A 14,062-nucleotide genomic window follows, 5' to 3' on the forward strand; every position below is an offset into this window, starting at 1 on the left:
ACACAAATCTTATGGACCCCAGCTCACTCCACCGTCACCGACTTAGCCAGATTACGCGGCTTGTCCACATCGGTCCCACGCGCCAGGGCGGTGTGATATGACAGGAGCTGCAAGGGCACCACGTGCAGGATGGGTGAGAGCACACCATAGTGCTCCGGCATGCGGATCACGTGCACGCCTTCGGCCGAGGTGATGCGTGAATCGCCATCGGCAAACACATACAGCTGGCCACCGCGTGCGCGCACTTCCTGCATGTTGGACTTGAGCTTTTCCACCAGCGCATCGTTGGGCGCGATCGTGACCACCGGCATCTGGTCGGTGACCAGGGCCAGCGGTCCATGCTTGAGTTCGCCGGCCGCGTAGGCTTCGGCGTGGATGTAAGTGATTTCCTTGAGCTTGAGCGCACCTTCCAGCGCAATCGGATAGTGCAGGCCGCGCCCCAGGAACAGCGCGTTCTCGCGTCGGGCAAATGCTTCGGACCAGGCCACGATGCTGGGCTCCAGCGCCAGCACACTTTGCAGCGCGGCAGGCAGGTGTCGCATGGCCTTGAGATGGGCTTCCTCCTGCGCGTCACTCAGCAGACCACGGGTCTGCGCCAGGGCCAGCGTGAGGAGGAACAACGCGGCCAACTGCGTGGTGAAGGCCTTGGTCGAGGCTACGCCGACTTCCACGCCGGCACGCGTGATATAGGCCAGTTCGCATTCGCGCACCATGGCGCTGGTGGCGACATTACAGATGGTCAGCGTGTGCGGCATGCCCAGGCTGCGCGCATGCTTCAATGCCGCCAGCGTGTCGGCGGTCTCACCGCTCTGCGAGATGGTGACCACCAGCGATTTGGGATTGGGTACGCTGTCGCGATAACGGTATTCGCTGGCGATCTCGACGTTGACCGGGATGCGCGCGATCGACTCCAGCCAGTACTTGGCGGTCAGGCCAGCATAGTAGCTAGTACCGCAGGCCAGGATCAGGATCGAGTCGATTTCCTTGAAGATCCGGTAGGCCTTGTCGCCAAACAACTCGGGCATGATGCGCACCACGCCTTCCAGGGTGTCGGCGATGGCGCGTGGCTGCTCGAAGATTTCCTTCTGCATGTAGTGCTGGTAGGGGCCCAGTTCCACCGCGCTGGTGTAAGCCTGGACGGTACGCACTTCGCGCTCCACCGGCCTGCCGCTGCCGTCGACGATCCACACCTTCTGCAATTGCAGGTCGACGACGTCGCCTTCTTCCAGGTAGATGATCTGGTCGGTGGTGCCGGCCAGGGCCATGGCGTCCGAAGCAACGAAGTTCTGCCCCTCGCCCACGCCGACGATCAGCGGCGAGCCCTGGCGCGCGGCGACCACGCGGTGCGGTTCGTCGGCGCAGAAGACGGCGATCGCATAGGCACCGCTGAGCCGGCGCACGGCCTGCTGCACGGTATGAAAGAGATCGCCGTCATACATGTGGTCGATCAGGTGGGCGATCACTTCGGTGTCGGTCTGGCTTTCGAAGGTATAGCCGGCCGCTTGCAGTTCGGCACGCAGTTCGTCGTGGTTTTCGATGATGCCGTTGTGGACCAGTGCGATGCGCTCGCGCGAGAAGTGCGGGTGGGCATTGTGCGTAGCGGGGGCGCCGTGGGTGGCCCAGCGCGTGTGGGCAATGCCGGTGAAGCCGGCCAGGCCGGTCTGGGCGATTTGCTGTTGCAGGTCGGCTACGCGCGAGGTGCTGCGTGAACGCTGCAGCTTGCCATCCACATGCAACGCCACCCCGCAGGAGTCGTAGCCGCGATATTCGAGGCGCTTCAGGCCTTCAAGCAGGATGGGAGTGACGTTTTGTTGCGCTACTGCGCCGACGATGCCGCACATGGAATGCCTCTTGGGAAAAGATGTGCATGCATGGTAGGGCAGGCAATTTGAAATATGATTTCTAAAATTAGCACTAAATGAATTAATATTGCCTGATTACGGCATGTAGAAATATTTGGAAATTAAATTCAAATTAATGAAATTAAATTCCAATATGCGCGTTTCCAATCTTTTCCGATCCACGACTGGCCCATGATTCAACGCTGATGAAACTCGACCTGGACGACCTTGACCGCCGGATTCTGCAGGCTTTGCAGACCGATGCCAGCCAGACCAACCAGGAGCTGGCTGCCCAGGTGCATGCCTCTCCGCCCACCTGTCTGCGGCGGGTCAAGCGCCTGGTCGAGGCTGGGGTGATTGCGCGTCAGGTGGCCTTGCTGGATCCGGTGCGCCTGTCGTCGACGCTGACTGCGGTGGTCGAGATCACGCTGGACCGGCAGGGCGAGGAAGAGCAGCAGGCCTTCGAGGCGCTGGTGGCGACCGAGCCGGCAGTGCAGCAGTGCTATCGCGTTTCGCCGGGGCCGGATTTCGTGATGGTGGTGCTGGTGCGGGACATGCCGGCCTATCACGCGCTGGCGCATCGCCTGTTCGCTTCGCAGCGCAATGTGCGTAATGTGCGCAGCTATTTCTCCATCCATCGCAGCAAGTTCGAAACGGCAGTGCCTATCGAGACTTGATGCCGTGTGAGCGGTGCTGAAAAGTAATTGGCCGGCGCACAAAGTGGCCGGCCGCTTTTTTTGCTGTGGATAAGTCAGGTTCGCGCCTGGGCACTCACTTCTTTAACTTTACCGGTCGCTGCCATCCCGCCAGCGACAGCTGCTTGGTGCGCGAGAGGGTCAGCTGGCTGGCCGGTGCATCCTTGGTCAGCGTGGTGCCGGCGCCGATGGTGGCGCCCTTGCCGACCCGCACCGGCGCGACCAGCTGGGTATCGCTGCCAATGAAGGCGTCGTCCTCGATGATGGTACGGAATTTGTTGGCACCGTCGTAATTGCAGGTGATGACACCGGCGCCGACGTTGACTCCGCTGCCGATGTCGGCGTCACCCACGTAGGCCAGGTGATTGGCCTTGCTGCCGAGGCCGACGATGCTGTTCTTGACTTCGACGAAGTTGCCGATATGTACGTCGGCCGCCAGTTCGGTACCGGGGCGCAGGCGGGCATAGGGGCCGATCTGGGCCTTGGCGCCGACCACCGCGTCTTCGATGTGGGTGAAGGGCTTGATGTTCGCACCGGCAGCGATACGGGCGTTGCGGATGACGCAGTGGGCGCCGATGGTGGCGCCTTCGCCGATGCTGACCTCGCCTTCGAAGACGCAGTTGACGTCGATGCTGACGTCGCGCGCGCAGTTGAGCACACCGCGTACGTCGATGCGCGCCGGGTCGGCCAGTGTCACGCCGGACTCCAGCAGGGCACGGGCGATGCGCAGTTGGTGTACCCGTTCCAGTTCCGCCAGTTGCACCTTGCTGTTCACCCCCAGGGTTTCGGCCACATCGTCGGGCTGGGCCGAGACCACCTCGACGCCATCGGCTACGGCTGCGGCGATCACGTCGGTGAGGTAGTACTCGCCCTGTGCGTTCTTGTTGGACAGCCTGGACAGCCAGTCACGCAGACGCGCGGTGGGCGCGACGATGATGCCGGTATTGACTTCCTTGATGGCGAGTTCGGCCGCGCTGGCATCCTTCTGTTCGACGATGCGGGTGATCTTGCCGCCTTCGCGCACGATGCGCCCGTAACCGGTGGGGTTGTCCAGCTCCACGGTCAGCACCCCCAGCTTGTCCTGGCCGGCAGCTTGCAGCAGGCGCTGCAGCGTCGCGGTGCTGGTCAGGGGGACGTCGCCGTACAGCACCAGGGTGGGGGCGTTGTCGTCCAGATGGGGCAAGGCCTGCATGACGGCGTGGCCGGTGCCGAGCTGGGGTTCCTGCAGGGCGAACGACAGGCCCTGGTCGGCAAATGCCTTGGGTACGGCGTCGCCGCCGTGGCCGTAGATGACACACAGTTGTGAGGAGGCCAGCGAGCGGCCCAGGTCGACCACATGGCCTAGCAGGGGTTTGCCGGCCAGGGGATGCAAGACCTTGGGCAGGGCGGATTGCATGCGTTTGCCCATGCCGGCGGCGAGGATGACGATGTTCATGGAAGCTTTAAAGCCGATTGCGGAAGCAAGGCCAGGATAGAAACGAGCAGGGAGTCTACCATGTGCCGATCGTCTCAGAACTGATCGGGACAGTGGCTCAGTCTCCGCGCAATATTTCTTTATGGAAACTTTCTAAATCAGGAATAAACGTTAAAAGGCACATTAATCTCCTGATGTAGTTGCAGCCGCGCATGATTAAATTAGTGAGTATCTAGTCGGTGCGCTCACGCTGTCATGGCAGACGCACTCATCGCCACTTTCGTCCGATCACGTCTGACCGTGGCGCAGATGGGCGGTATATGCCCACTCGCGCACATAAGGCGCCACCATACATGGCAACTGAAAAACTTTTTGACCTGCTCTACATGCATAGCCCGATTACCTATTCGATCGGACGGCATCTTGTCGAAAACGGCTACCTGAGCAATGAGTTGCTCGTCGTTTGCGGACGCAACACCCAGTGGAACGGTCCCCACCTGAGCGTGGAAAACGATGGCGTGTGGTCGATTGCGCGCACCTGCGATTACCTGGAGAAGGTGTGTGGCGTTCTGAGGGCGCATCCCGAGGTAGGCCTGAATCTGTACGTGCCGCATAGCGGCTTCCTGGTGGGCAAGCTCTTCAGTATTTCCGGCGTGGTGCGCAAGGTGTACTACATCGAGGAAGGCTCTGCGGCTTATGATTTGAACAATGCTCTGCAGCCCTGGGCCAGCCGGCAGGTCGATATCGGTCTGCTGACCCGTGAACTCGAGCGACGCGGCGTGCTGGATGTGCTCAAGATCGACCGCGAGCGACTGGCGCAACTCAACAGTATCGAGTCCTGGTTCTTCAATGCGCGCCAGCCTGGTTTCTCGGGGGCCTTCTGCGTGTCGGAACGCGCCTTCCCCACGCTGAGCAATGTCACCATATTGCCGATGTCGACCATGGAAATCATCCCGGCGACCGAGACCATCTGGCTCTGCATGCTGCCTTGTCTGATCAACTTCGTGGCAGAGCACGAAAACGACAAGCCGTTGTTGGACAAATTCCTTTACGGCCTGCTGATGATGGTTCGCATGCAGGCTGCGATGGTGCGCAATCTCGGCGGCGCGTTGGTCATCAAGTTCCACCCGGCCGATGACGCGTATTTCGAGGCCGATTTCAAGGACCACTTCTATGCACTGGGTACGGGCTATCGGGATTTCTTCGAAATGAACGATTTCCCTTTGGGCTATGAGCCGGCGCTGTACAACTTTACCAAGTTCATTGTCGTCAACGATTCATCGGCCCTGCTTTACATCCGCCAGTTCCGTGGGCAGGAAAGCGTTGTTCCGGTCAAGCTGGACTGAATTTCGGGCGGCGGACAATCTGCCGGCACCATAGCAATTTCACCTATCGCGACAGCACATCATGTTTACCAACCAGTCCATTCTCGTCACCGGCGGCACCGGATCGTTTGGCCATACCTTCGTTCCGATGACCTTGGCCAAATATAATCCGCGCCGGTTGGTGATTTTCTCCAGGGACGAAATGAAGCAGTGGGAGATGGCAAAGCTGTACGCGGACGATAGCCGTGTACGGTTTTTCATCGGTGACGTGCGAGACAAGGATCGCCTGGGCCGCGCGCTGTCGGGGATCGACTATGTGGTGCATGCGGCAGCGACCAAGATCGTTCCAACGGCGGAATACAACCCCTTCGAGTGCGTCAAGACCAACGTGATGGGGGCGATGAACCTGATCGATGCCTGCATCGATCATGGGGTCAAGCGCGTGGTGGCCCTGTCCACCGACAAGGCCAGCAGTCCTGCCAATCTTTACGGCGCTACCAAGCTGGCGTCGGACAAGTTGTTTGTGGCCGGCAATTCCTATTCGGGCGGTAACGAAACGCGCTTCTCGGTAGTGCGCTACGGGAATGTGATGGGCTCACGCGGGTCTGTGATTCCCTTTTTCCTGTCCCTGCTGGAGAAGGGGGGGAAGCTCCCCATCACCGACGAACGCATGACACGCTTCATGATTACCCTGGAGCAGGGGGTGGAGCTGGTCTGGCATGCGTTTGAGGATATGGTCGGAGGAGAAATCTATGTCAAGAAGATTCCCTCCATGCACCTTCCGGATATCGCCCGCGCCGTCAAGCAGGATGCCGAGTTCGACATCGTCGGAGTGCGACCGGGCGAGAAACTGCACGAGCAGATGATCGGTATTGAAGATGCGCCCTACACCTACGAATATCCGGAGCACTTCAAGATCCTGCCGGCCATTCACAAGTGGAGCGAAGATCCGGCCCGCATTCGCGATGGTCGCAAGGTTGCGCCTGATTTCGTCTATTCCTCCGACAACAACAAGGAATGGATGACTTCGCAAGAGCTGGCTGCCTGGATCCAGGACAACCGCAGCGTCGTCGGGAAGCTTTGATGTCCACCATCCCCTACGGCCGTCAGCACATTACCCAGGACGATATCGACGCCGTTTCCGCGGTATTGCGCTCCGATTTCCTCACTCAGGGACCGGTGGTTCCAGCGTTCGAGCAGGCCTTGGCCGAGCATTGCCAGGCCAAGCATGCAGTAGCGGTCTCCAATGCCACCGCTGCACTGCATCTCGCATGTCGTGCCCTGCAAGTGGGGGCTGGGGATCTGGTCTGGACGTCGCCGATTACCTTCGTGGCCAGCGCCAATTGTGCGCTGTATTGCGGTGCCGACGTGGATTTCGTCGATATCGACCCGCGCACCTGGAACATGGATCCCCTGGCATTGGCCAGCAAGCTGGAGCAGGCACGCGACATCGGGCGCCTGCCCAAGGTGGTCGTTGTGGTGCATCTATGCGGCCAGCCCTGTGACATGCGTGCCATCGGCGCGTTATCCCGGGAATATGGTTTCAAGGTGATCGAAGACGCTTCCCATGCCATCGGTGGCCGCTATCTGGGTGAGCCGATCGGGAATTGCCGCTATAGCGATATCACCGTCTTCAGTTTCCATCCGGTGAAGATCATCACCACCGGCGAAGGAGGTGCGGCGCTCACGCAGGACGACGTCCTGGCGGACAGGTTGCGCTTGCTGCGCAGCCACGGCATCACGCGTGAGGCCAGCCAGATGGACAACCCGCCCGATGGCGCCTGGTACTACGAACAGATCGATCTCGGCTTCAATTACCGTATGACCGATATCCAGGCAGCCCTTGGACTGAGTCAGGCGCAGCATCTGGAACAGGTGGTCGCCCGGCGGCACCAGTTGGCCCAGCGCTACGACAGTTTGCTGGCTGACCTCCCCTTGCAGCTTTCCTGGCAATTACCGGACACCTATTCGGGCTTGCATCTCTATGTCGTACTGGTGGATGAAAAAGCGGCGAGGGGGCGCAAGGAGGTCTTCGATGGCTTGCGCAGCGATGGCATCCTGGTCAACGTGCACTACATCCCGGTCTATCGCCATCCTTATTATCGGCAGCGCTTTACTTTCCGGCCAGCCGACTTTCCGCACGCGGAAAATTACTATGCGCGCGCGATCTCATTGCCGATGTATCCGCAATTGACGCATGAGCAGCAGGATTTCATCTGCGAAAGATTAAGGTCCTACCTGACCTAGACTGCTGCTGGAACCTGCCTATTTTCACGTCACTTGAGATACTGCAAACCAGTGCGACATGATGGATGGCGACCAGGCGGCAGCGGCAGCGACAATGCCTGCCAGTTGCGCCCAATCCAGCATGACGGGCGTGCAGATGCCGGCGCCGGCGATGGTTGCGCCGGGTTCAACTAGTCAACTTGATTTGCTCATGGAAACTTCAAAGACTTCTTCGCCGCCATCTTCGTCCCCTTCTTCGTCCCCTTCTTCGTCTGCACCGGAGCAATCATTGTCGATGCGGCCCGGCTATTATTTTGAAGACGACGTCCAGGCTCGGGAGCGCGAGCTCATTTTTTCGCGCTGCTGGAATTTCGTCGGTTTTGCCGAGCAAGTCGCCGAGCACGGTCAGTTCCTCACGGTGGAAATCGGCGGGACTTCGGTGGTGGTCCAGAATTTCCAGGGGGAATTGCGCGCCCTGCATAACGTGTGCACGCACCGCTTCGCCAAGATCCAGGAAGAAAAATGTGGCAAGCGTTCCCTGACCTGCCCCTATCACGGCTGGACCTACGACAAGGAAGGAACGCCGTTCATCCCCGGCAATGGCAAGTATTTCCAGCTCGACGATGAGGGGCGCAAGGCGCGCGCGCTACGTCGATTTTCAATCGACCAATGCGGACGTTTCCTGTTTGTACGACTGGCCGATCAGGGCCCGAGCCTGGCCCAGTATCTGGGCGCTTATGCCGACGTTCTGCAGCACCTGTCGGACACCTTTACCGACCAGGTCGATGATCAGCGCAAGCTGTGGCAAGCCAACTGGAAGCTGGGCGTGGAAAGTGTGCTGGAGGTCTATCACGTCGGCATGGTCCATCCGGAAAGCTTCAAGAATTTTGTGCAGGCCCGATGGGAGATCGAGGTTGCCGATGTGTTCAACAATGGTATCGCCTATCTCTCCGAAAACAGCGCCAAGTGGTGGGAGGGTGTTCGCAAACGACTCAAGCTGCATCAGAGCCAGCGCTTCCCCAACTACGATCACTTTTTCATCTTTCCCAATCTGGCCATCGGTCTTTCCCACGGCTGTCTCATGAGTGTGCAGACCTACACCCCGCTCACGCCGCAGACCAATGAGCTGCACTACCGTATTTTCATGGCCGGCAGCGGACTGGGGCCGGACCAGCAGACGGCCGTGCGCAAGGCTGTGGTGGACAACGTGACCAGTTTCAATCGTGTCATCCTGGGCGAAGATCAACACATCATGGAGCAGGTGCAGAAGGGCAACAGTCAGATGCAGATGTCCCCCATACACGGCTCCAACGAGGCACGTATCCGCAAGTTTCACCAGGACTGGCATCGCTGGATGGACGTTGGAGCCGGCGCGCCCGGGTCATCCGACTGAAGGGAGAGAGCGTGTCCGGTTCCACCGTACTGTTTCGCGTAGACGCCACGGCAGCGATGGGGATGGGGCACCTCATGCGTTGCCGCGCCATTGCCGAGGCGGTGGCCGAGCAGGGCGGCACGGTGGTGTTTGCGATGGTGGATCCATTGCCGGCGGCGCAGGCGATGATGGACGGCGTCCCGGCCCGATTGTTGTCGTTGCCCGGGCCGGCAGGCAGTCAGCCCGATCTGCAGGAGCTGCTGGGATTGATGCGTAGCCTGCACCCCTGCATCACGGTGGTCGATGGCTATCATCTGGATGATGCGTATTGGCGACGCGTGGCCGAGGAGGGGCCGCTGGCTGCACTGTGGGATGCCGCCGATCGCCAGGATGTATGCGCCGACGTGATCATCGATGCCTCGCCCAATGCCAGCGCCACCGCCTATGCAGAGATCTCGGCACAGGCCTTGATGCTGTTGGGCCCGCGTTACGCCCTGATCCGCCGCGATATACGGGAGGCCGCCCGTCAGGTGCAGTTGCCGTTGTCGCAGCGGCAACAGGTGTTGGTCAGTTTTGGAGGGTCGGATCCGCTCAATCTCTCGATGGCGCTGCTCCCGGTATTGCGCCAGCGCCTCCCGGCCAGCGTAGACATCACGGTATTGGCGGGCGCCGCCTATCCTCATCATCAAGATCTGCGAGAATTGGCCGATAAAGTAGTTCCACCTGTGCAGGTTGTCGTCAATCCCCCGTCCGTGGCCCCGTTGTTCTGCCGTGCCGGCCTGGTGATCTCGGCCGCAGGCGGTACCATTGGCGAACTGGTGGCATTGGGTTTGCCGGCACTCTCTGTCGTGGTGGCACAGAACCAGGCTGCCGCCAGTGTGGACGGGCCATATCCGTGTATCGACGGTCGCGTGCCCGGAGCTGAGCAGCGTATTGCCGCCCAGGCGGCAGCGATGTGGCAAGATCTGCCCGGGCGCGAGCGCATGGTGCAGACCCTGCGCGGAGTAGTAGATGGGGAAGGGGCGGTACGGGTTGCCAGCGCCCTTCTTACAACACATTTTAGGGAAAGACTTCCGTCATGATGAATGTCAAGATCGCCGATCGTGTGATCGGACCGGGTAATCCTCCATATATCATCGCGGAGATGTCGGGCAACCATAATGGCGAGATCGCCCGTGCGATTGCCCTGATCGATGCTGCCGCCGACGCCGGGGCCGACGCTGTCAAGATGCAGACCTATACGGCTGACAGCATGACCATCGATTCGACGGCACCGGGTTTCGTCATCGAGGGGGGATTATGGGCGGGACGTAGCCTGTATGACCTCTACCAGGAGGCCGCGACCCCCTACGAATGGCATCCGGCATTGTTCGAGCATGCCCGCAAGCGCGGCATTGCGCTCTTCAGTAGTCCATTCGATCGCTTTGCGGTGAAGATGCTGGATGAGCTGGGTGCCCCGGCTTTCAAGATCGCCTCGTTCGAACTTAATGACCTGCCCCTGATCCGTTACGCTGCCAGCTTCGGCAAGCCGCTGATCATGTCGACCGGTCTGGCCAATCTGGCCGAAATCGAGGAAGCGGTCGAGACCGCGCGCCAGGCGGGTGCCGCCGGCATCATCCTCCTGCATTGCGTGAGCGCCTATCCCAGTGATCCGCGCGAAAGCAACCTGCGTACCATTCCGCATCTGTCGCAAGCCTTTGGTACCCCGGCTGGCCTGTCGGATCATACGCACGGCACAGCCGTACCAACGGCGGCCGTGGCGCTGGGCGCGAGCGTGATCGAGAAGCATCTTTGCCTGGCGCGTGCCGATGGCGGTGTCGATTCGGCCTTCTCGCTGGAACCGCATGAATTGCGGGAGCTGGTGGTGGCCGCACGTACTGCCTTCGATTGCCTGGGTCAGGTCACCTACGGCCCCACTCCTGGCGAAGGCAAGGGGCGCGACTATCGGCGCTCGCTGTATGCGGTGCAGGACATCCCCGCCGGTGGCGTCTTCACTGCCGACAATGTCCGTTCGATTCGCCCAGGCCTGGGATTGCCGCCCAAGCATCTGGATACCGTCCTGGGTGCCGTCGCCAGCCGTGCCATCAAGCGTGGCGAGCCACTGGCCTGGCCGCTGGTGAGGCTGCCAGAGCAGCGCTGATGAACGCCCGGCCCAAAGTCGTCTGTATCACGCAGGCCCGCACCACATCGACACGGCTGCCGCGCAAGGTCTTGCTGGAAGTGGCGGGCAAGTCCTTGCTTGCTCATCATCTGGAGCGCTTGCGCCGCAGTGCCAAGGTTGACGAGGTGGTGCTGGCCACCACCATCAATGCCAGCGACGATGAGGTCGCAGCCCTCGGCCAGGCCCTTGGGGTGCGGGTGGCGCGCGGGTCGGAAGACGATGTGTTGAGCCGTTTCGTGCTTGCGGCCCGTCTCAGTGAGGCGGATGTGATCGTGCGTGTGACCTCCGATTGCCCGCTCATCGACCCCGAGCTCATCGATCAGGTCGTCACTGCCCTGCTTGACGATGAACAGGTGGACTACGCGCATCTGGACATGAATCTGTTCCCGCGGGGACTGGACGTGGAAGTCTTTCGCCGGCCGTTGCTGGATCAGGCCGATCAGGACCCGGCAACCACGGCCTTCGAGCGGGAGCATGTTACGCCCTACATTTATCGTCGTCCTGAGCGTTACCGGTTACGGGCCATCGCCGCCGGCATGGATGCCACCTCTGAGGCATCGACGCCCCCGCCCTGGCGCTGGTGCGTGGACGAGCCTGCCGATTTTGCGCTGGTGAGCCGGCTCCTGGAAGCCTTGCTGCCAGAATGCCCGACCTTTACCTGGCGCGACTGTGATGCGCTCATGCGGCAGCATCCGCAATGGGCGCAATTGAATCAGCATGTTCGGCAAAAGGGAGTTCAAGCATGAGTCGCATTGGCCGTGTCATCTGCGACGGTGACGAGTGGGACCGGATCGGTGCCGTCTACGCCGGTCAGACCCGCCTCGAAGGACAGGTTTTGCAGCGTGTCGAGCGCGAGTTTCCGTTAGGGTCCTGTCGCAATTGCGGGCATGTCCGCACGCTGGTGGATTATGACGTTTCCGTCTTTTCCATGTTGTATGCCCAGGACAGCCAGCAACCCGTCTCCTGGGGCGAAACAGGCAGTGCCGATGTATTGCTGCCTTACGTGGAAATGATCGAGATCGTCGGTGGGGCGGGATTGAAGCATTCGGCCGGACGCATCGTTGACGTCGGTTGTGGCAACGGCCCTTTGCTGGCGGCATTGGCGGAGCGCTTTGATATTCCGGTGCAGCGCCTGCTGGGGATCGATTTCAATCGGATGCTGCCGGATCGGTTCAGCTTCGTGCAAGCCGACCTCAATAGTTCCGATCTGATGGAGCTGGTGGGCGATGAGATGCGCATCGATGCAGTGATGTCATCGCACGTCATCGAACATGTGCTTGATCCGCGCCGCTTCCTGCGGCAACTGAAAAAGCTGGTGCAACGTTCGGGTGGCGTGATCTACATCGAGACCCCCGATTTCTCTGCCATCGATGTGAGCCGGCCGGATGTCTGCAATCTTCTTCATCCACAGCACATCAACTATTTCACGGCAGATTCACTGGGCAACCTGATGCGTTCGGTCGGTCTGGTCGTCGATCATGTCGATACGCATGTCACCGGGGGTATTCCACGTCTGCGGATGTGTGCTCATCCTGCGGGTGTCAGTGCGCCAGCCGCGCAGTTGCAAGCCAGTCTTGACGCAGGTTTCGACACCAGGAGCCGGATTGCCAGGGCCTTGCTGTCCGGTGGACCTGGCCTGCTATGGGGCGCGGGCGGAGATCTGTGGCGACTCCTGCAGGAGCACCCTGAACTTGAGCCGCTGCTTGCCGCTGGCACAGTACGCATCGCCGATCGCGCCCTGGCGGGGGCCGTCATGTACGGTCAGTCGATACAGTCCTCATCCGATATCCGCCACTGGGCGGGACCGGTATGGGTGATGCCGGCTTATTCGGGTACACGCCGCAGCATGATCAATTTTGCCCTGGCCGAAGGATTCGACGCTAGACTGGTCGATCTCTACGCTCAGTAACGCCCTCAGACACCATCAGGATAGCCCATGCAAGCCACCGTCCAAGATATCGCCTTCGCCGGCTTCCGTGCCGCCGTCCCCGTGCATCGTCATTCCTATGTGCGCGAGCCTGGCATCTTCACCGCCGCTGAAGCGGAGAAGCTTGAGCAGAGCACCGGGATCTACGAGCGCCGGGTCTTGCCTCCCCATCTGTGCGCATCCGACATGTGCGTGGCTGCCGCCACTGACCTGCTCAAGTCGCTGGAATGGGACCCCTCCACGGTCGAGGTCCTGATCTTCGTGTCCCAGGACAGCGACTACAACCTGCCGGCCACGGCCTGCCTGATTCAGAATCGACTGGGGCTGCCCACCAGTTGTGCCGCGCTTGACATCAATCTGGGATGTTCGGGCTTCATCTACGCAACCTGGATCGCCTCGACCATGCTGGCTGGCGCCAGCGGCAAGCGCGCGCTGGTGCTTTGTGGCGATACCAGCACCAGGCACCTGATGCCCGAGGACCGCTCGACACGTCCGCTGTTCGGTGATGCCGGTGCCGCCGTTGCGCTCGAGAAGCGTCCCGGTAGCGGGCCCATGCATGTCGTCATGGGTACCGATGGCCGGGGTGCTCCGCATATCGTGGTGCGCGCCGGTGGCCGCCGCAATCCGCTGATTCCCGGCGAGCAGCCGATGACGGCCGAGCAGCACGAGACCGCCTATCGGGATGCACGACTGAGCCTGAACGGGCCTGAAGTGTTTTCCTTCTCGCTGCGTGCAGTCCCACCTCTGGTCAAGGCCAATCTTGAACTGGCTGGCCTGAGCAGCGAGCAGATCGATTACTTTGTGCTGCATCAGGCCAACAAGCTGATGCTGGACCAGATCCGCCGCAAGATCGCCGTGGATGCCGAGCGCTTCATCGTCGATCTGCACGACTACGGCAATACCAGTTCGGCATCGATCCCGCTGGCCATCTGCAGCAGTCTCTCCGACAAGCTCACCTCCGGTCGCCACAAGCTCATGCTGGCGGGATTTGGCGTGGGCTGGTCCTGGGCGTCCCTGATCGCTGAAGTCGGACCGATTCCGGCTCCGGCCGTCATCGAGGTTCCCGACGACTTTCCCCCCTTGCAGCTTGGTGGGCGATGA

Annotated in this window: 12 protein-coding genes; 10 read left to right on the top strand and 2 right to left on the bottom strand. The window is 60.8% G+C overall.

Features of this window, described 5'->3' with window-relative positions:
• Window positions 1-23: 23 nt before the first annotated feature.
• The gene (glmS, locus tag VE092_RS03865; RefSeq protein ID WP_324873993.1) at window positions 24-1,841 is read right to left on the bottom strand and encodes a glutamine--fructose-6-phosphate transaminase (isomerizing); all 1,818 of its coding nucleotides are present in this window, start codon (window positions 1,839-1,841) and stop codon (window positions 24-26) included.
• A 206-nt stretch (window positions 1,842-2,047) separates the two neighbouring features.
• Between glmS and VE092_RS03870 the strand changes: the two genes are divergently transcribed.
• Entirely contained in the window at window positions 2,048-2,518 is a 471-nt protein-coding gene (locus tag VE092_RS03870) for an Lrp/AsnC family transcriptional regulator (protein WP_324873995.1), read from the top strand.
• Between the two features lie 94 nt (window positions 2,519-2,612).
• Here the strand turns inward: VE092_RS03870 and glmU are convergent, their stop codons facing one another.
• A complete protein-coding gene (gene glmU, locus VE092_RS03875; protein ID WP_324873997.1) occupies window positions 2,613-3,971 on the bottom strand; it encodes a bifunctional UDP-N-acetylglucosamine diphosphorylase/glucosamine-1-phosphate N-acetyltransferase GlmU in 1,359 nt (452 codons plus the stop codon).
• A 299-nt stretch (window positions 3,972-4,270) separates the two neighbouring features.
• Here glmU and VE092_RS03880 point away from each other — a divergent pair, with 299 nt between their 5' ends.
• The 9 genes from VE092_RS03880 (at window position 4,271) to VE092_RS03920 (ending at window position 14,062) form a co-directional block, all read left to right on the top strand.
• Window positions 4,271-5,296 (top strand): hypothetical protein, encoded by a 1,026-nt coding sequence (locus VE092_RS03880; RefSeq protein WP_324873999.1) that lies wholly within the window; start codon window positions 4,271-4,273, stop codon window positions 5,294-5,296.
• A gap of 61 nt (window positions 5,297-5,357) precedes the next feature.
• Window positions 5,358-6,359: a UDP-N-acetylglucosamine 4,6-dehydratase (inverting) gene (pseB, locus tag VE092_RS03885; protein WP_324874001.1), complete on the top strand. Its 1,002-nt coding sequence runs from the start codon at window positions 5,358-5,360 to the stop codon at window positions 6,357-6,359.
• Window positions 6,359-7,522 (top strand): UDP-4-amino-4,6-dideoxy-N-acetyl-beta-L-altrosamine transaminase, encoded by a 1,164-nt coding sequence (gene pseC, locus VE092_RS03890; RefSeq protein ID WP_324874003.1) that lies wholly within the window; start codon window positions 6,359-6,361, stop codon window positions 7,520-7,522. The genes pseB and pseC overlap by 1 nt, the downstream gene beginning before the upstream one ends.
• Before the next feature lie 58 nt (window positions 7,523-7,580).
• A complete protein-coding gene (locus tag VE092_RS03895; protein ID WP_324874005.1) occupies window positions 7,581-8,894 on the top strand; it encodes an aromatic ring-hydroxylating dioxygenase subunit alpha in 1,314 nt (437 codons plus the stop codon).
• A gap of 11 nt (window positions 8,895-8,905) precedes the next feature.
• Window positions 8,906-9,955: a UDP-2,4-diacetamido-2,4,6-trideoxy-beta-L-altropyranose hydrolase gene (pseG, locus tag VE092_RS03900; RefSeq protein WP_324874007.1), complete on the top strand. Its 1,050-nt coding sequence runs from the start codon at window positions 8,906-8,908 to the stop codon at window positions 9,953-9,955.
• Window positions 9,952-11,013 (top strand): pseudaminic acid synthase, encoded by a 1,062-nt coding sequence (pseI, locus tag VE092_RS03905; RefSeq protein WP_324874009.1) that lies wholly within the window; start codon window positions 9,952-9,954, stop codon window positions 11,011-11,013. The genes pseG and pseI overlap by 4 nt, the downstream gene beginning before the upstream one ends.
• Window positions 11,013-11,780: a glycosyltransferase family protein gene (locus VE092_RS03910; protein WP_324874011.1), complete on the top strand. Its 768-nt coding sequence runs from the start codon at window positions 11,013-11,015 to the stop codon at window positions 11,778-11,780. The genes pseI and VE092_RS03910 overlap by 1 nt, the downstream gene beginning before the upstream one ends.
• Window positions 11,777-12,943, top strand: coding sequence for a class I SAM-dependent methyltransferase (locus tag VE092_RS03915; protein ID WP_324874014.1), 1,167 nt, complete (start codon window positions 11,777-11,779; stop codon window positions 12,941-12,943). Before VE092_RS03910 ends, VE092_RS03915 begins: the two co-directional genes overlap by 4 nt.
• Window positions 12,944-12,970: 27 nt before the next feature.
• Window positions 12,971-14,062 (top strand): ketoacyl-ACP synthase III, encoded by a 1,092-nt coding sequence (locus tag VE092_RS03920; RefSeq protein WP_324874016.1) that lies wholly within the window; start codon window positions 12,971-12,973, stop codon window positions 14,060-14,062.

The sequence above is a fragment of the Herbaspirillum sp. genome (genome assembly GCF_035644555.1).
GTDB lineage: Bacteria > Pseudomonadota > Gammaproteobacteria > Burkholderiales > Burkholderiaceae_D > Herbaspirillum.